The organism is Streptococcus ratti FA-1 = DSM 20564 (assembly GCF_000286075.1).
Classification (GTDB): domain Bacteria; phylum Bacillota; class Bacilli; order Lactobacillales; family Streptococcaceae; genus Streptococcus; species Streptococcus ratti.
Window position 1 is genome coordinate 791,452 of sequence record NZ_AJTZ01000005.1, and the last position, 20,935, is coordinate 812,386.

Here is a 20,935-nt window from a genome sequence, read left to right on the forward strand (position 1 = left end):
ATTTTTAACACTAAATAAACATCTCCTGTAATAGTTTTTTCTTCAAAATTTCTAGTTGGCCAATTTTTTCTTGATATGATGACATTAAACTATCAATGCTTGAAAAGAATTTACCGATAGCTTCTTGTTCTTCATCGGTAGGAAATATAAATCTCATTTTTTTAAAATCACCAGTTGTAAATTGATTGATTGTTGCACCTAGATTTTTATGAATCTCTCTTTTAAAATTAGCGTGATCTAAAGTGGCACTAATAAAATTATAATTTTTGGCTCTTATTCCCGTCATAAAAGCGCCAATTACCGTATTAGGTAAATTACTCTTGATAAGTGCATGCTTTTCAATTAAATTTCTAGAGCTGTTTCTCACAACCACTATGATATCTCCTACTTGTACTTCTTCTGATTTTGCAACTTCTGTATTTACAAATAAATTATCATTAAAAGTTAATCAATTTGCTTGTATATTTGAAGATCTTAATACAAGCGTACCACCATTTGAAATATCATCAGGCGTATAGGTTAAACCTGAGTAAAACTTGACGACTTCTCCCAATTTCTTCTCTTCCATTACGAAAGTTATTACAGTAGAATGACATCATTTCTGAAAAAGACATATTATTATTGGCCTCAATTTTTGACTCACTAAGTTTATTTTTTATTTCTGTATAAAATGTATAGGACAAAACTTTTCTGGTCTCAGTACTTATGCCAGCTCCACAAAATAAAATTAAGTCATTTTTTAATGTTACCCTCTATTACATCTTTCGGCAAAACGAATTCATTATAATTTTCACAATAAACACAACCAGCAACTTTTTCCCCATCAATTTTCACCATATAATCACCTTACTCTTTCTTCCATAAATCCGTCAAAATAACATCATCACTGCTTGGTCTGTTTTCTTTCTCTTTATCTACCTTAACAAAAACTGGTACTTGCATAGCATTTCCTGTTATGATAACTTCCCCTTGACCAAGTGACGGAATCCTTTGAAACGAAGATTTATCAAGTGTAGGCATAGTATTAGATAACATTCTAAGATCGTTATCATTGACAAGTCTATGAATGAAATAGTTGTGGATTTGTGAAAGTATTGTCGGAGAAATATCGGCTGGTCGTTGACTTGCAAGTGTTAAATAAAAACCAAACTTTCTTCCTTCTTTGATAATTTCTTCAAATACACTTAGTCTATAATCCTGCCAACTATCTCCAAGACTATGATTTTGCGCATTTAAGATATTATGGGATTCATCAATAATTAAATGTTTTGTACATGAAACTTCGTCGCCTGCTACCAATAATTTCTGTTGATCATAAATCATTTTTGATAATAGCATTGGAATAAGTCTAGTAATTTCCTGATTTGCATGCACTAAATTAATGACATTGATACTTGAAAAAGACTGATTAATACCATCTGTTATTTCTACAACCTTTTTAAGACTCTCCAGAGCGGTATCAATTCGATGAAATAAAGGATTGATGTGTTCAATATTGGTTGATTTCCAAGCAGATTGATGTACCTTTTGAAAATCTAAATGGAATTTTAATTTGTGAATGTCATCTAATTGTTTAAAACGATTTGAAAGTTTTTCTTGTATCGCCTCAATGTTCAACTGATTTATAATGTCTTCGGTCATGTCTGATTTATCATTAATATATGATGATGTTCCAGAAATTTTGTAGGCTTTAGATGTCGAATAATACTCTAAAGATAAAAGTGTTTTCAAAATATCTTGTTCTGAGCCTTCTAAATACTGTTTAGCAACATTTATCCAATTATCTTTTGCGTCTGAACTAGCTGCATCACCACTAGTTAAAATTTTCTTTAATGTACCGACTACAAATTTTGAAATACTTTCTCCAGTGAAATTTCCACTATTCCAAATTTGTAAAGCTTTCCTCAAAAAAGGAACTTGGGTAGCTGATGTTGCTCCAAATAAGATTGATAATATATCTGGATCAAAAAGATAATCCGTTGTCACAGGTATCTTATCGCTATTTTCAGTTCTGGTATTTATATTAAAAACTCTCTTATTCTCTATTGGGTCAATTCCAAAACTATTATCAGAAGTATACTCCCCATTAAAATCTATTATAAAAAATTGGGACTTTTTCAAAATCTCATTTCTATATTCTGAACGAAGCAATTCCAAATATAATTTATGCAGTGTATTTGATTTTCCACTACCAGTATTGCCAAATACACCAATATGTGAAGCGAAGATTTTATTAATTGATAAGGGGACTGTCTGTCCTTCTAATATCGATTTACCAATTGAAATAACATCATTATCTGCACCTACTCCATAGATTATTTTTAAATCTTCCAATGTTGTTAATGTTACTTCATTACCTATCATTGATACAAATTGACTGGTTACTTGAAATTTCTTATTTTCAATAACACCTTTAGTTTTAATCTGGACAATCCTATTGATTGAATTTTTAGAGTATCTATTATCAAATTCAGTGCTCTTAATCGTATTCTGCTGGTCAATAATTTTTTCAGTAACAACAGTCGCAATTAATTTAATATCATTCTGAATAATTGTTAAGAATGCTCCAATTTTTGGGCCATTTAATACATCACCGTGCCACAAGAATTCTGAATCATTTGACATTTGATACATACCAACCTGTGAAATATCACCATCCACACCAACAATAACACCTAATTTTTTTACCGGGATATTCTCTCTCATCAATCTTTTTCATCCTTATCATGGTTGCTAGAAATCGAACTCAATAAGGCTGTTAAGTTCGCAATTGTAAAACTAAACCACTCTTCTCCATTTGATTCATTTGAAGTCTTTAACGTTTTCTCTTCAATATCTTTCGGAGTGATAATTTTTAAATTTCGCAGTTCATTATCTAACGATAGATTGTCTAAAATCCTTTTCCTATCATCATCAGAATACCCGAAAACATATATTATCAATTCAGGATTTTGAAGTGCTCTAGTAATCATTTTAGCAATATGCTTATCTTGAAAAGAAAATCCAATGACAAACAATACAGACTGAGGCTTATCTAATTCTAATTGGAAAACCCGAAGCATTTCATGAAAATGGTTATTTAAAAATGTCTCTTGCCCTTCCAATCCAGTTGGTTTGACAATAACAGGTTTATCTACAACTTCCTGCTTTATCATAATTGAATTGTCTTGTCGTTTTTCCCAATTCATAGAACCATGGGGCTTAATTAACGAAATAGATGGTAACTCATTCAAATAATTATCATTCAAGCCTCGGTAAGCAACTGTTTTATTATAATTTGAACTATCTAATTTCCTGTCAAAATAACCATTAGCACCATCATTAAAGATAAATTTATTAACTTTCATTAATTTATCAACTGATTTTTCAATAAATAAATCGTAGTTAGTTGTAAAGATATTAATATTTTTTGTCGTTTGTCTTGAATTAGAAAGATAGAGTAAATCAATGATGGTCTTAATAAATCTATCGTATTGATTTACTACTTTCTCAATTTTTTCATCCTTTATGCTTTCATCAGAAGTTAACTTATCACTTACTTCCTTAATTTTTTTCTCTAAATTTTGATTTGCAATAGTATCTTCAACTTCTTTTCCTTCAGCATCTTTTTTGAAATAACTCATTAAAGGAATCGCAGGCACTGAGGCACCGGAACCAATTAAAAAGTTTAATCTCTTTGTAATAGCATTTTTTCTTAGTTGTTTAATATCAATTCCTTCTTTGTTCATAAATTTTTAAAATCTTTCTGACTTTTAATACTCGTTATATTTATTATACCACCACTTCTGTCCCTCTCAAAGGATAGCTCCCTGATTTTCAAACAATTCTTATTGTCTCCAGCTCTGCTATTTCCAAAAGAAAAAGACCAGACTGGAAATGACTGATCTTTAAACAAGGTATTTAGCCATTGGCAAAAATTTATTTAGTCTTTGGCATTATCAATTTCATATGTTAGAATGAATCTGATAAAAATAACTTTTGAAGTATTAAGGCTAAATCCCAGAATGGGGTAGGCACTTCTGCGCTAAGCATTCCTAGTACTTAGGATTATCTTTTTTAGTATTACTATTCTTTAGACCCTCAGAAAAGTTTTGAGGGACTTTTATTTTATAACCAAAAAGAAAAACCGCATTGCTACACCCACTCACTGACCTTACAAAAAAACTTATCACGAGGCTTTGTGACAAGTTTTTCTATCCCATCCTCTCTTTCAGCTTTTCCACAAAAAGATAGGCCGCTGGGCAAAAGAGGGTATTTTTGAGGGTCAGATGATTAATTTGATAAATTTTTTTGCGGTCTGTATGCGGAAACTCGCGGCAGGCCTTGGGGCGCACGTCATAGATGGAGCAAAGATTGTCGTCTGCTCCTAAAAAGGGACAGGGCATGGCCTTAAAAACCTTATCGCCATCTTCATCCACATGCAGGTAGAGGTCTTCAAAAACCGGCAGCCTCATGCGAAAATGCTTGGCAATTCTGGTAATATCAGCTTCTGTAAACAGCGGACCTAAAGTTCTGCAGCAGTTGGCACAGGCCATGCAGTCTATTTCCTCAAACACTTGGTTGTGCACTTCCTGAACAATCTTATCCAGATTTTTCGGTGCTGTTTTCTTTAATGCTGCTAAAAAGAGCCGGTGTTCTTTCTGCTTTTGGAGAGCTAAGTCATGATATTTTTCAAGGTCAATACTTGTCTTAGGCATATTATTACTTTCTAAAAGGGTTAATCACTAGAATTATACCATAAAAATCAGCCGTCAAAAAAAGAAGAGATATAGACATTCATGTTCACAGCATGGCCTAAGTCTCTCTTCTTTTACAATATTAAACGATTCATCGGTTTACTGGAATTTAAAGAATTTTATCTTCCCAGGGAGTGGCTGTTTTCTTAAGCACCTTATTGAGTTCGTCAATATTGCGAAATCCTTCTGTCCGCAGCCAGTCTCTGGCTGCTTTTTCGTCTTTTTCCATATAAACCTGTACACAGCCTGACCAAGTCGCCCGGCCGCAGAGAACGCCGTTGAAGTTAGCACCGGCTTCGTGAGCCAAGAGCAAGGTTTCTTGGAACAGCTGAGCACTGACACCAGCACTTAGGTAGATATAAGGAAGATTGGTTGAGGTATCTTGCTCCTGAAAAGCTTTGAGCGCTTCTTCCTTTGTGAAAAGGACTTTATCAGCAGCATAACCTTCAACAAAATGCATATTTACTGGTACTTCCACTTTTAGGACATCCACTCCAAAACGAGGATCAGAAAAAACTGCCATCGCGCCATTTACCTTATGGGTTTTTACCTTTGCAAAGGCTGTGCTATTGTTATCTGCAATGTTTTCATCATAGGTCAGAATTTCGAGGAAGAAAGGGATGTCTTCTGCCTGACACTCAGAGCCTACGCGTTCGATATAGACCTGTTTTTGCCGATTGACAGCTTCATCGCCATCCACATCGTAATAAAGCAAGAATTTAACCGCATCGGCTCCTTGCTCTTTCAAACGCTTGACCGACCACTCTGGCAGACAGTCTGGCAGCCGGCTGGTTGTCTTTGCGTCATAACCTGTTTTTTCATAGGCCAGCAAGAGGCCCGAATGCTTATCTTTAACATCAACAGCAGGAAGTCCATATTCTGGATCTAAAAGAATGGATGAGGCATACTTTGTTAATTCTTCAGATACTAAGGACTTGAGGCGCTCTATTTGTTCTCTAGTAGGGGTGCTGTCTTGATAGTTTGCCATCATTTTACGAAGAGCCCCGCGCTGGTCAAATGCCAGCGCAGAGATAATACCGTTTTGGCTGACCTTTTCCAGACAGGCTCTTTTTTTAGGGGTTAATGTTAACATCTTTCTCCATCCTTATCCTTCATTAAAAATATATTCATAAACTAACTGCTCAACTTATCTTCCAGCAAGGCTTTTAGCTCTGGGGGTGTCTGTGCAGCTTCAAAAGCTTTCTTAAAGTCATCTTTCATCAATAAACGAGCCAGCTGAGACAGCAATTTCAAGTGCGTTGTACCGGCTTCAGTTTCTGGAATAAATAAGGCAACAATATATTGAGTTGGTTTGCCGTCCATTGACTCCCAATTAATTCCTGCCGCCAGTTTTAAGAGAGCTACACCAGGTTTAGTGATGGTGCTTGATTTCGCATGAGGAATAGCAAAACCATCCATCATTCCTGTTGAGCCTTCTGCTTCTCTGTCTTTCAAAGCTTTTAAAACCTCAGAAGCTTCTTTGGCGTAGCCTTCTTTAACAACCAGCTCTGACAGATATTGAAAAACGTCTTCTTGGCTTTCCAAAGTCAAAGCGATTTTAATTAACGATTCATCAATCATACTATTCTCCTCTTTTAGGCTTTCTTAGCTTTGGATTTTTGAATCAAGCCCATGAGAATGCCTGAAACCACAGCACCGATAGCGATAGCCAATACCCAAAGAAAGGCATGTGTGACAACTGGCAGAACCAAAAATCCACCATGCGGAGCAGGCACTTTAACCTTCCACATATAGGTCAGAACAGCTCCTATAGAGGAACCTAACATAAGAGTTGGAATATTGCGCAGCGGGTCTTTTGCTGCAAAAGGAATGGCTCCTTCAGTAATATGGGTAGAACCTAGAATAAGATTTGCTAATCCGGCATTACGGTCCTCAGCACTGTAGGAATCTTTAAAAAGGGTGGTTGCAACAAATGTTGTCAGCGGAGGTACGATACAGGCTGCCGAAACACCAGCCATAAAGGACGTATTGCCTTGTGCCAAAAGAGCTGTCCCTGTAACATAAGCCGCTTTATTAACAGGTCCACCCATATCAAAAGCACTCATACAGCCAATAATAACACCTAAGACTAGCGGATTGGCATTTTCAAAGTCTGCCAGCCACTTCATCAAGCTTGTATTCACCCATACCATAGGGGAATTAATGAGGGCCATGACCAGTCCTGTAAGCAAGACACCAAATACTGGATAGAGGAAGATAGCTTTCAGACCATCCAATGATTTTGGCAGACCGCTAAATACTTTGATCAAAGCCAAAATAATATAACCTGCAGCAAATCCACCAAGAATCCCGCCTAAAAATCCTGAGCCGCCGTTAGCTGCCATCAAACCGGCTACGAGACCTGCTACAAAGCCTGGGCGCTTAGCAATGGATTCAGCAATGAAAGCGGCTAAGACCGGCGTCATCATTCCCATTGCAACGCCGCCAATATCATTTTTCAACAGAGCAGCAAACCAGTTATATTGGTCGCTGTTTTTGTCAAATGAATAAATACCAAAGAGAAAGGAAACCGCTACCAAGACACCGCCGGCTACAACAAAGGGCAGCATGTGTGAAACGCCATTCATTAAATGTTTATATAGCTGACGGCCTATACTTTCCTGGCTGGGAGCTTCTTGATTTTCAGAATGCTCATTTTGCTGTCTGCCTTCTTTGATATAGCCTTTGCCAGCAAGAGCATCATCAATGAGCTGATCTGCTTTTTTAATACCATCAGCCACAGACACCTCAATCAGGCGTTTGCCGGCAAAGCGTTCTGCCTGAACATCTTTATCTGCTGCAATGATAACCGCATCTGCCGCTGCAATTTCTTCCTGTGACAAGGCATTCTCCACACCAACTTGTCCGTGAGTTTCTACCTTGATGCTGACGCCTCTGTCAGCTGCTGCTTTTTCCAAAGCTTCCTGTGCCATAAATGTATGAGCAATTCCTGTTGGGCAGCCAGTTGCTGCAATAATTTTGTATTTTGCCATTTTTTTACTCCTATATCTGATGACATTTAATTTGTTTTTGCAATAGTTCAACATCGCTAAAATCGGTTAAACCGCTTCTGAAGGCTGTTGATGAGCCAGCTGCAACACTTCTTGGTAATACAGCAGTAATTGCCTCCTGCCGGATTAGTCCCGTTAAAAAAGTTGCCAGCAAGGTGTCACCGGCACAAGCTGTATTAACCACCTCACCTTGCGGAGCATTGCACTCAAACACTTCTAAAGCTGAATTCACAGCCACCGCACCAGCTCCGCCCAATGAGACCAGAATGTTTTGAGCGCCTTTGTTCACCAGCTCTTTAGCACACTCAACAATTTCAGTAAGGCTGAGCGATTCTTTTCCAAACCAGTTAGCCAGCTCTTCTTCATTAGGCTTCAGCAGATAAGGCCTGTAGGTCAAACTTTCTAAAACAGTCGGATGACTGACATCAAAAATCAGCTGCAGGCCTTTCTCCTGACCAATTTTTGAGATTTCTGTCAGGATTTCAGGCTTCACACCTCGAGGCAAGCTTCCTGAGACTACCAAGTAATCCCCTTCTGCAAAATTTCTTATTTGCCCTAAGAGTTCTTCCTGAGCCGTCTCACTGACCAATGGACCTCGATTCACCAGCTTGAATTCCTTATGTTCGGCATTTACTTTTGTAAAAACATTGATCCGGGTGAGACCGTCAACCTCAACAAATTGCTCTCCTATGTCCTTGGAAACCAAAGTATCAGCTATAAACCTGCCGGTAAAGCCTCCTGCAAATCCAATAGCTGTTGTGGAAATGCCCAGCTGCTTCATAATAAAAGAAACATTAACCCCCTTTCCATTGGCCTGGACATCATCTGACAAGGTACGGTTCACTTTTGATGCCAGCATCTGCTCGGTTTCAATAAACAAATCAATAGCTAGGTTCATCGTACATGTGTAAACCCTTGACATTATTTCCCTCCTTTCGTTTTTTTGATATAATCTTTTTACAGTCATTATCTTACTATTTTATCGTTGAAAGTGTTTCCAAAAGCAAAGGGAAGTTTGAAACGATTTTCAGGAGTTATTATGAATAAATCAACAAAGCTGACAGACACCGAAGGATATCTCTGGTCTTATATCACTAAAAATACCAACTCCATTGCAAGATACAGCATTTCCGAGCTCAGCGAAGCAGCCAATGTTTCAAATGCTACTATCACAAGAACACTGCAGAAAAAAGGCTATAATGGCTTTTCTGATTTTAAACATTCTATTGTCATGCAAAAGAAGGATCAGCTCAATATCCTTGACAGTAAAAAAATGGCTATGGATACCAAGCATTCAATCGTTAAAAATTATCAGGAAGTTGTCAGAACCTTGAACATGCTTGATGTAGATGCTTTGGAAGAAGCCATTCCTCAGCTGACTGAGGCTAAAAGGATTATTATTTTTGCCAGAGGTTTCTCAGAAATGCTGGGCAAGGAGTTGCTGGTTAAATTTCAATTGCTGCATAAATACTGTGAGATGCATACTGATCCAAACATCATTGTTCCTGTCAGCAAACAGCTGCTGCCGCATGACTTTGTTCTCTTTATTTCATTAAATGGTGAAACCGCATCCCTTGTCACAGCAGCAAAAAATTGCCAACAAAACAATATTCCTAATTTATTAATAACCGCCAACAAATCTGGCAGTCTGGCCAAATTTGCTAGATTAAAATTATACGGTTTTAAAACAGAGCTGTCTTACTTTCCAGATTTCGAGGTGCATTCCCGCCTGCCGCTCTATATTTTAGGCAGGGTCTTGCTGGATACTTTTTCAGCCAGTGTTCAGTCAAAGTAAAAACTATCCTTGCTGACTGCAAAGATAGTTTTTGTTTATTCTGCTGCTGTAGTTATATTACCGGTGCGATGCTGCAGCTGTTCTGCCGCTACACTATTTATTTTTGAGGAGTTTGCCATGACCTTTGAACAACTGCTCTATGCAGAAATTTTAGCACAGCATCATTCGATTCAAAAAGCTGCGGACATCACAGCCGAGATTCAATCTTTTCAGGCTTAAGCCGACCAACAGTCTAACACACTAAACACCAAAACAAAGATCTGCCAAAAAATCTGGTCCAGGTCCTACTTGAGCGCTACTAGCTGCAGTTATTAGTTATTACAGCAAGTGGGAAAAGTCATCTGAGAACATCAAGCGTATAAGCACTGTTATTAGGAGACACAGCCAGTCTTTAGCTACTCCTTCTTTTTTTCATATCAAACTGCACACAGCTCCGTCCGCATAACTTGCTCCCTTAACTTTCCTTATTTTCATCGAACAGCTCGTGTTCTCGTTTTTGAATTTGATTTTCATAGTTTTCAATTTTGTAATTGAGACGCTCACGAGCCTGATTCAGTTCGTAAATCCGCGCATCCATTTCTTCACGCTGCTCTATAAGTAAGGCCAGACGAGCCTCTTCAGTGCCTTCTCCTTTTTCCAACAAGGCAATGTACTCGATAAGCGACTCCACGCTCATACCTGCCTTGCGAAAACAGCGGACAAATTCCAAAATACCAATCTCATGCTCTGTAAAATTCCGTACACCCGACTTGTGGCGCGGTACAGGCGGAATCAAGCCAATCCGCTCATAGTAGCGGATGGTATCCGCAGACACCCCTGTCAGTTCACTGACCTTTTTAATATTCATTTTCTTCTCCTTGATTTTTTGAAATATAGCAAAACTGACAGCTAATCTTCGCTGATAACAATCAAAGATTTGACAGCCTCACGCTTGTCCATAGCTTCATAGGCCGCCTGAATATCATCCAGCCCGAAACGCTTAGTAAAGACTCGGCCAGGGTGAATATCCCCATTTAAAACGGCCTCCAAGAGAATTTCCCTGTCATAAGTTGTCACAGAAGCTATACCCCCACGCAAGCCAATATTCTTCCAAAACAAGGCATTGGTAGCAATCTCAGAATTGTGCGGCACACCGACACGGCCGATAATGGCACCCGGCCGGCAGATTTTTGTTGCTGTATCAACAGACAGGTCTGTTCCGACGCACTCAAGAACAGCGTCAGCTCCATTGCCTTCGGTCAAATCAAGAACTCTTGCCACACCTTCATCGCCGCGCTCTGCAACAATGTCCGTCGCTCCAAATTCCTTAGCCAGAGCCTGCCGATCAGCATGGCGGCTCATTGCAATAATGCGGCCAGCACCCAAGAGCTTAGCGCCGATAACAGCGCAAAGGCCAACAGCACCATCTCCCATAACAACGACCGTATCCCCTGCTTTCACTTCTGCTGTTTTAGCAGCATGATAGCCCGTGGCCATCACATCTGCGAGGGACAAAAGAGAATTCAGCTGCTCATCAGAATAATTTGAAGGTTGACCCGGAATTTTAACCAGAGCCCAATTGGCATTGGTATAGCGCAGATACTCACCCTGATAGCCTGCATTGCCGCCTGGTTCTTGATTCGTACAGTTGCCATCAAAGCCAGCCCGACAAGCTGCACAGTGTCCGCAGCCATGCGTGAAAGGCACAATAACAAAGTCGCCTGCCTTCACGTCTGTCACAGCAGCACCGACTTCTTGGACAATACCAATAGCCTCGTGACCGGCAAAAGAACCATTTTCACGCTGCGAAATGCCACGAAACCACCACAAATCAGACCCGCACACGCAGGCACGTACAATTTTAATAATGGCATCCGTGTCTTTCTGCAGCTTAGGCTTGGGTGCCTCAGTCACAGTCATTTTTCCTGGTTCAATAAATGTTGCTACTTTCATCTGTATTCCTTCTTTCGTTAAAATTAGCTGGACATCCGTGCTATCACACTCAGATAGACCCACTGACACCTATCATTATACACCTTAGAGTGCACTTCAAGGCAAGAAAAAATCAAGGAAAAGTATATTTCCTTGATGAAATGACCATAATTTTACGTCATAAAACCTGTGGTGCTAGCAGCTATCAAGTATCTCTGATGACTGCTCTCTGTCAGGCATGATACTTTTACTTCATCGGCAGCTGGAAATGCTTTAGGAAATCAGGCAGACGCCTGTTGACGGACTCTTTTGTATTTTTTAAAGAATGCCCTGCAAAATGACTGACCAAAACAGCCAATGATTTACGCATGAGACGGCGTTTATCATCATCCAGATCTTGAAAATAATCCGTCATGACATGGCCTAATTTTTGCGGAATATCCCGATTCCGGCCTAAAAAATCATTGAGACTGTCAATTCCGTTATCCATAAAAAGATTAAAGAAAGTATCAAAAAAAATCTTCAGCTCCTGGCTGGACAGCTCTTCATTCCACGTTTGAAAGGTTTTCTCTAAAGCAAGACTGAAGTCTGTCCCTTTGCTGACTTTGATGAACTGCCCCAGTTGCAAATCAACCTGCCAGTTAGCGACATTGTGCTGATTGATGCCAAAAGAAACACTGTCTACAATTTTAGCATCAACTCCAGCCCTACGCATAATACCGACAATGGACTCTTTAGGACGGATGGCCAAGATTTTTGACTGAATATTGCCATAGCCAAAAGAAGACAGTACACTTTGATGAAGCCCAGGCGCATCAAGCATGTAAACCGCTGAAATCTTTTCTTGATAAGAACTGAGCAGATGGCTGCTGGCATAAACAGCCAGATTGCCGCCTTTAGAGTGGCCAGAGACGACCGCCTGCCCATCAAAATCTTTGAGAAAGTCCGCTAAATAGCGGCTGGCCATCCGCTGAGCTGGAATTTCACGCATATATGTCATTCGAAAATCTTCCTGCCAGCCAATCAAACTGTCATCCGTTCCTCGAAAGATAACCTGTGTATGCTTGAGAGACGGCAGACTGAGAACCATAGCAGCAAACTGCCGTTCAAATTCCGGACTGACTTCATTGACATAACAACTAAGAGACAAGTCTGCAAAACGCTGGCTGGAAAGAAGGCTATCCAGCAGCAATAAGCGCTCCTTGGTCACTAAAAAATCATGCTTAAAATGAACCAGTGCTTCTTTATCCAGATAATCTTTAAGGCATAGGCTGTCTCTCGTTAAAGACGGCTGCTGCAGCCACTCTCCCAAGGGCAGATAGCCCAGCTCATTGAGACAGGCTATATCTACTTCATTTAAGGGCAGGTCTGCAAAAGACTGCTCGGTATTTGCTTTAACATAATCAATAAAATTAGCCACAGTTTTCCTACTTTAAGATGTGTTTTTTACTTTCATTCTACAAAGTTTTTGCTTACAGGTCAATGAAAATATGGTATGATAAAAAAAGATTTTGAACACGATAGAAAGGTTACGCTATTACGCTATGTCAAAGACACTGATTTTTAGAATTCTCATTGCTCTTGCTGGTATCATTGGTGTCTCTATCCAAATCACACAGTCCGGCTGGGGCATGCTTTTATATTACACAACTCTCTCAAATGCTTTAGTATTCAGCTTTCTTATTTACCTCATTATCCAAGAAATAATGGCTCCGCAGAAACCTTTTACCCTTCAGCTGCTGCGTCTTAAGGGCGGTGTTACCATGATTATCATCATGACGTTCATGGTTTACCATTTTATCCTAGCTCCTAAGGTGAGAGCCTATGATTACTATACGCTTCGGAATTTTCTGGTTCACTATGTTCTTCCTTTGGGAATGATAGCTGACACTTTGATTGTTGATCGGCCGAGAGTTTATCGTTGGTTTGATCCTTTGATTTGGACAGTTTTTCCTTTAGTGTATTTTGCTTTGGCGCTTATCAACGGACTTATTGTAAAATGGGAGGTCCCCGGTTCTGCTGACAGTCCTTTCCCTTACTTTTTTATCAATGTGACCAAATATGGTTTCAAAAGTGTCCTAATCAATGCCCTTAGCATTGCTCTTATTTATCTTTTTCTCAGTTATAGTTTAGTATGTATCAAATACTTCATCGGTTCCAAAAAGAGAGCCGTCCAGAATCAAACGGCAAGACTAAAAATTTCTTCAAACTAAAAAGCAGGGCGCAGCTGTCTGACACAGACAGTTTTGCAGCTCTGCTTCTTTTCTTATTGCTGATCAGATTTATAGAGAACTCCCTTACTGAAATCATCACTGCCAAAAGTTGTTTGTGAACTGATATAAAGACGGTCACGGGAAGTGTCTGATGTATCACTGTAACCTTCAGTGAAGAATTCAGCAGGAATCGCTGCTCCGCCTTTGACAAACAAGAGATTGTAAACGACTGTTCCATCGGCTGAACTTAAGCTAGCCTGATAAATAGTATCGCTTGCAGCTTGGCCAGGAGTCAGTGTAAACTCTGTTACATTTTGAACAGTGGCACTCTCAAGCCCTGTTGCATTGAATTTCAGACTATCTCCCAGTTCATTGGTCCAAGTACCTACTGCAGAAGTATAATCCCCGGCCGCAAGGGCTGCTAAATCAAAACTGGACGCCGGTGCTTGCGAAGAAGTTGTTGTCTCCTGCTTTTCTTCTGGATCTTTCTTAGGATTGACTACATGTGTCTGCGTTTTGCTGCCTGATGTTTTGTCCGAATTCTTAAAGTAGGCAGAAACAAAATAGACAGCCAAACCTATAATAATAAGAAGCAGTCCCAGCAATAAGATGCTAAATACTGTCTTTCTTCTGGATTTTCTGCGGCTAGCACGACGTCTTGGCATAATCAGCCCTCCAATTTCAATATTACTCTTCCATTTATTTTACACAATTTTTTGTTAAAAAAACAGACTTTTTGGGGTTTTTTAAAGAATTTTTTCCATTTTGGTTTCCCGAGCTTTTAAGCCCTGACGCTCATAAAAGGCTAAGGCTCCTTCATTGTCATTCCAGACATTGAGAGTAAGGTCATAGCAGCCCAATTCTTTAGCATATTTTAAGGCAAAGTCAAAAAGTTTCTGACCGATTTTTTGTCCTCTGACTTCTTCGGATACACACAAATCATCGATAAAGAGAGTTTTCAGCGGTTTTGATACCGAAGGCTCCTTGCTTGCCTTTATTATTAAAAACAAATGGCCCAAAACTCGCCCTTTATCATCAACATAAACAAAGATTGGTTTTGATGCATCCTGCAGTAAATCTTTTAATTCCTCTTCGGAATATTTACTTCCCTGCTCTGTATCCTGAAAGAGATCTGGACGAACCCTTTGGTGAACCTGAAAAATCTGATTTAAAAGCTTTTGCAGGTCTGGAATATCTGTAATTTGTGCTAATCTAATGGGCATAATAATCTCCTTCTGCTATTAAAAGCTATTTTTTCTTATTATCGTCATCATCCATAGATAAAACGCTGAGAAAGGCTTCCTGAGGAACCTCAACCGAACCGATTGATTTCATCCGCTTTTTCCCAGCCTTTTGTTTTTCAAGAAGTTTGCGTTTTCTGGAAACATCACCGCCGTAACATTTGGCAAGGACATTTTTCCGCAAAGCTTTAATATCAGAACGAGCCACAATTTTTTGACCGATAGCTGCCTGAACTGGCACTTCGAACTGCTGACGCGGAATAATTTTCTTGAGCTTCTCAACAATCAGCTTGCCGCGTTCATAGGCAAATTCCTTATGCACAATAAAGCTGAGCGCATCAACCTTATCGCCATTGAGCAGAATATCCATTTTAACCAGCTGTGATTTCCGGTACTCAGAAATCTCATAGTCAAAACTGGCATAGCCGCGGGTAGAAGATTTTAATTTATCAAAGAAATCAAATACAATCTCAGCCAAAGGAATTTGATAAATGACATTAACACGATTATCATCAATATAATCCATAGTCACAAAGTCACCGCGCTTGCGCTGCGATAATTCCATGACAGCTCCCACATATTCCTGCGGCACCATAATCTGTGCTTTAACATAGGGTTCTTCAATCGTATCAATCTTGGTCGGATCCGGAAATTCAGATGGATTGGACACTTCCAGCACCTCATTATCGGTCGTATTGACATGATAAACTACTGACGGTGCTGTCATGATGAGGTCAATATTGAATTCACGCTCCAAACGCTCCTGAATGACATCCATATGCAGCAAACCTAAGAAACCACAGCGAAATCCAAAACCAAGAGCTTGAGAAGTCTCAGGTTCAAACTGAAGGCTGGCATCATTGAGCTGCAATTTTTCAAGAGCTTCCCTCAAATCATTATATTTTCCAGAATCAATCGGATAAATCCCTGCAAAAACCATGGGATTCAGCTGTTTATAACCATGCAGCGGTGCCTCAGCCGGACGATTCGCCAAAGTCACCGTATCACCGACACGCGTATCTGCCACGGTCTTGATAGAAGCTGCCAAATAACCAACATCTCCGGTCGCCAAAAAATCACGGCTGATAGCCTTAGGGGTAAAGATACCTACCTCTGTCACATCAAAGGTCTTACCATTGCTCATCAGCTTGATCTTATCTCCAGGCCTAACCATGCCATCTATGACCCGAATCTGCAAGATAACACCGCGATAGGCATCATAAACAGAATCAAAAATAAGCGCTTTGAGCGGTGCTTCGACATCGCCAGCAGGAGCCGGAACCTTTTCGACAATCTGTTCAAGAATATCTTCAATGCCGATTCCTGCCTTGGCAGATGCTAGAACAGCTTCGCTGGCATCAAGACCAATCACATCTTCAATCTCAGCTCGCACGCGCTCGGGATCCGCAGCCGGCAGGTCAATTTTATTGATGACCGGCAAAATTTCCAAATCATTATCCAGTGCCAAATAAACATTGGCCAAGGTCTGCGCTTCAATTCCCTGGGCAGCATCTACCACCAAAATCGCTCCCTCACAGGCTGCCAAAGAACGCGACACCTCATAGGTAAAGTCCACATGCCCCGGCGTGTCAATCAAGTGGAAAATGTAAGTCTCACCGTCTTTAGCGGTATAATTAAGCTCAATAGCATTGAGTTTAATGGTAATACCGCGCTCACGTTCCAAGTCCATGCTATCCAATAACTGAGCCTGCATCTCCCGGCTGGAAACTGTTTCTGTTTTTTCTAATATGCGATCTGCCAGGGTGGATTTCCCATGGTCAATGTGGGCTATAATCGAGAAATTCCTAATTTTTTCCTGACGTTTTTTAAGTTTTTCAGTATCCATTTTTTGTCCTTGTCAAAATTAATCAGTAGCTTTATTATAACAAAAAAGACAGGACCTTACCATATCTTATCCCTGATTTCCCTCTTGAAAGAATCCAAGGCAAAATCCTGCTTTTTAAGCCAATAACTATAGCAGTCTCGCACAGCGGCTGAGAGTATGCAAGATTATCACAAACCTTTGCTGCCTTATCCAGCAGGCATTTTTATCCAAGCCTAAAAATAAAAAAGTCGATTTCTGCAAATTCACGATTCAGCTCCAAACCCATCACTAACTGGCAAAGTTTAAAAAACAAAGAATCTAGGATCGTAACTATCCCAGATTCTTAAAGTAATATTTTTTAAATAAGAATGATTACTGATCTTTGCGTCTGTGTGCTGCAATAGCTGTTGCCGCTGCAAAAGCTGTTGAAACAAGACCGAGAGCAAACATCGCTGTTTGATTGTCATCACCAGTTTGTGGAAGAGATGGCTGATACTCACGTTCTCTGACACGCACCTCATCTTTTCTTGCAGGCCTAAAGCTAGTTGGCTTATTTGGTACAGATGATTTTGGTGCATCTGGTGTTGGTGTGTTCGGCCTTGTTGGAGGTGTAGTTTGCGGTGTCACCGGTTTTTCAGGTGTTTCAGGAGGTATTACCGGAGGAACATCCTCTTGCTTAGATTCTACAACAAAGTTTTTATGCCAAGTAACCGTTGGCTTTTCAAGGTTTGGCTCGCTTGGTTTTTTCGGTTCTTCACCTGGATTTTCAGGAACCGCAACTGTGGAGTTAGTCGCAAACCAAATAGATGTTGGCAGTCCTTGATCATTGCCGCCGACAGTAAAGGTGAATGGTTCGCCCTTATAAGTCATAGCACCGGCTCCATAATAAGCTGTGGCAGAGCGAGGATCCCCGTCTGCATTGACAGCATCCCAGCCATCATCGCCATCACCATCAAAAGTTGCACCATTTTTCTTATATTGGTTATCATTAATTGAGTAGATCTCATTGCCGTGCAGACTAATAGACGATCCCGGAATTTGGATAAATTCGTTATTTCCTAATTCAACTTTTTCAACATGATCACCATAATCTGCTGTCCAGTGGTTAAGTGACGACAAACTCATAATTGATCTGTTATCACTCAAATCAATAGCTTTGCCATTCTCATCAAAGAAGGTAATCTGCATTGTGACGCTGATCTTGTCATTTCTGCCGGTGTTAGATGTCTGTGCACCGATAAAAATTGTTTTCGTCGGATCATGGAAGAGCTCAACAATAGCAGTTCCATCCTTATTTGTTGAACTGTTCAGCTTATAAGTAGTGACAACCTTACTGATTTTTTGTTTATTATAGCTTGAATTAACAATATTTTCATAAGTGACCGCAATCGTGTCACCAACAGCCATTTTAAACCAAGTGTCTTCATTCGGATCGTAAGGGTTGTTTAAGGTAAATTCGCTATCAGTATACTTATCAGTATTAAACTGTTCCAAAATGTCATCTGCCTGGTGAGCAGCCCGGGCCGCTTTGTCCAAATAGTCAGTAACCCCCTGAATGGTCACTGTAGCTTTTGGCTCGCTTTCAAAAATAAGTCCCTGAGCCTTCTCAACCCTGCCGGCACCCTGACCAGAAGCAACCTGCTGCTGATAATCATCATAGGCTTTCTTTTTAGCATCATATTCAGATTTTTGTGTATTATAATCTGCTAAATCTTGTTGGTACTGTTTTTGATCCTGAGCATACTGAGTCTTAGCCTTGTCATAGTCAGCTACTGCTTGATTAATTTTTTGCGCCTGAGCTTTGTTGTCAGCATCTGCCGCTGCTACAGAAGGCTGCTTCACAGCAGGAGTTTCAGTAACATTTAAATTAGCATTTTGTGCTGCTGCTTTTGCATCTTCTAATTCTTGAGATGTAACATCAGATGTTGTTACTGTTGTATTGCCAACTGTCTCTGTTTTTGTGACAGTCACTGATGGCGACTGTGCCTGCTGGCTAGCATCTGCAGGTGCTGTCTCAGCAGCGTTGCTGTTAACATTGGTATTTGCAGTTGTACTAGGCGCCTGACTGGCTGCGGCATCTTCTGCCAACACATTAGTTGTCCCAAATGCGGCTAAAGCAAGACCGCTCAATAAAGTAATCCTAGCAGTTTTCGATTTCATAAAAAACCTTCCTTATATATTGATTCTAATATAAAATACTATCTCATTATAGCAGGATAAAATATATTTGCAATCATTTTGACTTAAATTAAATTTTTCTGAAAATTATACTTGTACTTGCATGGTAAAGATGAGGTAATTCTAAAATTTAAAATATAAATAGCCTACGTAATATTTTTAAGCTTACTTTCTTTAAATTTCTGTTTTAAATCGGATTCTGGGCCTAAAAAAACAGAATCTAGATTGATACCATAATAATCAGCCAAAGCGTTAGCCAGATGAATGGGGATATCCGAGCTATCCTCTTCGTACTTCAGCAGAGTTTGTTGTTCAATGCCCAGACAATCAGCCACCTCTTTAGGACTTAAACTATAGTTCACTCTGAGAGCTCGCAAGGTCAACTTCTCCACTGTTACATCCCCTTTCATCTCACCAACATTCCCATACAGCCCGATTTTAGGGGCATGGTCAAAAATAGCAGCATTATAGCAACGCTCTTGACTTTCAGAAGGGGACTGACTTAGAAAAAGGGAAACCAGTCAGCCGTTTTGACGGAAACAAAGATTTTGAAATTTTGAAATAATGCTGAGGTGAAGATTTTATATCGTCAAAACTTGGCCCCAATGAAAACTATTTTTAATAGGAATATTATAATTCGTTTTAAGACGAAAGTCAAGCCTTTGCCTTTTTTATTTACTTTTACGGTTGAAAACGGTATTATGTAAATAGTAATTTTCTAAAGAAGGTGAAATATGGGACGCGGAAAATTAACACCACAAGATTTAGAAGACATGAAAGTGATCTCCTCCAATATCCAGCGCCTGCTGACAGAAAGCGGCATGAATCAATCACAGCTTGCATCTGTTCTCAATATTCCTAAAAGCAGCCTCAATGAGTACGTCAAAGGGCGGACACTGCCAAAAGCCGGAAATATTCAAAAAATCGCGGATTACTTTGGCTTGCAGAAATCTGATATTGATCCCAGATTTTCTAAAAGTTCCAGCTCTTCTGTACTTGAACAAATTTCTTACATGGCTCGGCAGCTGAACAGTCCAAGGCAGCAAAAACTCCTTGATTTTGGAAAGCAGCTGCTGGCTGATCAAAAGCAGGCTACGGGATTAGCTGCCCAAAAACACTTGGCAGACAGCCAAAGTTCGAGTGCTGCCGGCGGTGCTAAGTATCAAGAGATTGTGGATAAATTTATTACAGATGAAATAAAACATCAGGATAATATTCATTTAGACAATATTAAAAAAGCCAAGGATCTCTACCAAGCCTTGGGACATAGCTATAAATCTATCGTGCTTTATGGTGAGGTCTCGGCTGGTACCGGTGTCTGGGTTGGCCATGAAAAACAGGAAACCATTAAGTACCCAGCACCTATTCCTAAACATGATATTGCTCTCAGGGTAAACGGCAACAGTATGGAACCTCTGTTTTATAACGGTGAAGTCATCTTTGTAAAGAAAACACAGGAAATTTACCACGGTCAATTTATCGTTGTCATTGTCAACAATGAAGCTTATCTCAAAAAACTATACAAAAAAGACCATGAGATCAGGCTGATTTCGATTAATCCCCATTATGACGATATTATTTTGCAAGAAGATGACGACATAGAAATTATCGGCACTGTTATTAGCTGACGCCTATCCTGTCTGACAAGTAAACTATCCATTATACAGCTGGTATTTGCTTGCGCCAAAGGACGCGAAACATACTAAAAGCCGCATCATAAAAACTGCAGTGAATCCGCTGCAGTTTTTTCAATGCTTAAACTAAAAAAAGAAAATCCGTAGATTCTCTTTCAATCTGTTCTCTCCCACTGTAGACTTAACCTAAAAGATCAAAGACCGACAAACCAATTTCAAAATTAGATTTTGGAACCATTCGAAACAACACAGCTCTAAAACTATCCCCACGGGTAAGATCATCAGGTTGTAGTTTTGGAACCATTCGAAACAACACAGCTCTAAAACCAGCCTTTGGCACAATTGCAACAGCTATTGTGTTTTGGAACCATTCGAAACAACACAGCTCTAA

19 protein-coding genes and 1 CRISPR repeat array (1 of these 20 cut by a window edge) are annotated in these 20,935 nt (G+C 39.8%); of the genes, 3 read left to right on the top strand and 16 right to left on the bottom strand.

The window, feature by feature from the left end:
* Positions 1–10: 10 nt before the first annotated feature.
* The 8 genes from SRA_RS05810 to pfkB form a co-directional block, all read right to left on the bottom strand.
* Complete coding sequence (locus SRA_RS05810; RefSeq protein WP_003088638.1) at positions 11–373, bottom strand: restriction endonuclease subunit S; 363 nt, start codon at positions 371–373, stop codon at positions 11–13.
* Between the two features lie 473 nt (positions 374–846).
* Positions 847–2,706: an ATP-binding protein gene (locus SRA_RS05815; RefSeq protein ID WP_003088642.1), complete on the bottom strand. Its 1,860-nt coding sequence runs from the start codon at positions 2,704–2,706 to the stop codon at positions 847–849.
* Positions 2,706–3,728 carry an SIR2 family protein gene (locus tag SRA_RS05820; RefSeq protein ID WP_003088645.1) on the bottom strand — a complete coding sequence of 341 codons (1,023 nt, stop codon included), beginning with the start codon at positions 3,726–3,728 and terminating at the stop codon, positions 2,706–2,708. The genes SRA_RS05815 and SRA_RS05820 overlap by 1 nt, the downstream gene beginning before the upstream one ends.
* Positions 3,729–4,193: 465 nt before the next feature.
* Positions 4,194–4,697, bottom strand: coding sequence for a YkgJ family cysteine cluster protein (locus SRA_RS05825; RefSeq protein WP_003088647.1), 504 nt, complete (start codon positions 4,695–4,697; stop codon positions 4,194–4,196).
* Positions 4,698–4,845: 148 nt separating this feature from the next.
* The gene (gene lacD / locus SRA_RS05830) at positions 4,846–5,829 is read right to left on the bottom strand and encodes a tagatose-bisphosphate aldolase (protein WP_003088648.1); all 984 of its coding nucleotides are present in this window, start codon (positions 5,827–5,829) and stop codon (positions 4,846–4,848) included.
* Positions 5,830–5,870: 41 nt separating this feature from the next.
* Entirely contained in the window at positions 5,871–6,317 is a 447-nt protein-coding gene (locus SRA_RS05835; protein ID WP_003088650.1) for a PTS sugar transporter subunit IIA, read from the bottom strand.
* A gap of 14 nt (positions 6,318–6,331) precedes the next feature.
* Positions 6,332–7,729, bottom strand: a complete 1,398-nt coding sequence (locus SRA_RS05840) for a PTS fructose transporter subunit IIC (RefSeq protein ID WP_003088652.1) — start codon at positions 7,727–7,729, stop codon at positions 6,332–6,334.
* Positions 7,730–7,739: 10 nt separating this feature from the next.
* The gene (pfkB, locus tag SRA_RS05845) at positions 7,740–8,669 is read right to left on the bottom strand and encodes a 1-phosphofructokinase (protein ID WP_003088654.1); all 930 of its coding nucleotides are present in this window, start codon (positions 8,667–8,669) and stop codon (positions 7,740–7,742) included.
* A gap of 117 nt (positions 8,670–8,786) precedes the next feature.
* Here pfkB and SRA_RS05850 point away from each other — a divergent pair, with 117 nt between their 5' ends.
* Complete coding sequence (locus tag SRA_RS05850; protein ID WP_003088656.1) at positions 8,787–9,542, top strand: MurR/RpiR family transcriptional regulator; 756 nt, start codon at positions 8,787–8,789, stop codon at positions 9,540–9,542.
* Between the two features lie 454 nt (positions 9,543–9,996).
* Here SRA_RS05850 and nmlR read toward each other — a convergent pair whose 3' ends face one another.
* From nmlR to SRA_RS05865, 3 genes are all read right to left on the bottom strand, one after another.
* Positions 9,997–10,389, bottom strand: coding sequence for a stress response transcriptional regulator NmlR (gene nmlR / locus SRA_RS05855; RefSeq protein ID WP_003088659.1), 393 nt, complete (start codon positions 10,387–10,389; stop codon positions 9,997–9,999).
* Positions 10,390–10,430: 41 nt separating this feature from the next.
* Positions 10,431–11,474 (bottom strand): zinc-dependent alcohol dehydrogenase family protein, encoded by a 1,044-nt coding sequence (locus SRA_RS05860; protein WP_003088660.1) that lies wholly within the window; start codon positions 11,472–11,474, stop codon positions 10,431–10,433.
* Positions 11,475–11,700: 226 nt separating this feature from the next.
* A complete protein-coding gene (locus SRA_RS05865) occupies positions 11,701–12,873 on the bottom strand; it encodes an Mbeg1-like protein (RefSeq protein WP_003088664.1) in 1,173 nt (390 codons plus the stop codon).
* Between the two features lie 124 nt (positions 12,874–12,997).
* Here SRA_RS05865 and SRA_RS05870 point away from each other — a divergent pair, with 124 nt between their 5' ends.
* Positions 12,998–13,666 carry a Pr6Pr family membrane protein gene (locus SRA_RS05870; RefSeq protein ID WP_003088666.1) on the top strand — a complete coding sequence of 223 codons (669 nt, stop codon included), beginning with the start codon at positions 12,998–13,000 and terminating at the stop codon, positions 13,664–13,666.
* Positions 13,667–13,719: 53 nt separating this feature from the next.
* Here the strand turns inward: SRA_RS05870 and SRA_RS05875 are convergent, their stop codons facing one another.
* The 5 genes from SRA_RS05875 to SRA_RS05895 form a co-directional block, all read right to left on the bottom strand.
* Entirely contained in the window at positions 13,720–14,331 is a 612-nt protein-coding gene (locus SRA_RS05875) for a DUF6287 domain-containing protein (protein ID WP_003088668.1), read from the bottom strand.
* Between the two features lie 81 nt (positions 14,332–14,412).
* Positions 14,413–14,889, bottom strand: coding sequence for a GNAT family N-acetyltransferase (locus SRA_RS05880; RefSeq protein WP_003088670.1), 477 nt, complete (start codon positions 14,887–14,889; stop codon positions 14,413–14,415).
* Positions 14,890–14,914: 25 nt separating this feature from the next.
* Positions 14,915–16,753, bottom strand: a complete 1,839-nt coding sequence (lepA, locus tag SRA_RS05885; RefSeq protein ID WP_003088672.1) for a translation elongation factor 4 — start codon at positions 16,751–16,753, stop codon at positions 14,915–14,917.
* A gap of 351 nt (positions 16,754–17,104) precedes the next feature.
* Positions 17,105–18,892: a GbpC/Spa domain-containing protein gene (locus tag SRA_RS05890; protein WP_003088674.1), complete on the bottom strand. Its 1,788-nt coding sequence runs from the start codon at positions 18,890–18,892 to the stop codon at positions 17,105–17,107.
* A gap of 164 nt (positions 18,893–19,056) precedes the next feature.
* A complete protein-coding gene (locus SRA_RS05895) occupies positions 19,057–19,320 on the bottom strand; it encodes a helix-turn-helix transcriptional regulator (protein ID WP_003088676.1) in 264 nt (87 codons plus the stop codon).
* 324 nt (positions 19,321–19,644) lie between these two features.
* Here SRA_RS05895 and SRA_RS05900 point away from each other — a divergent pair, with 324 nt between their 5' ends.
* Entirely contained in the window at positions 19,645–20,538 is an 894-nt protein-coding gene (locus SRA_RS05900) for an XRE family transcriptional regulator (RefSeq protein ID WP_003088678.1), read from the top strand.
* A 231-nt stretch (positions 20,539–20,769) separates the two neighbouring features.
* A CRISPR array of direct repeats spans positions 20,770–20,935; the repeat unit is 36 nt; unit sequence GTTTTGGAACCATTCGAAACAACACAGCTCTAAAAC; it runs 598 nt beyond the window's last position.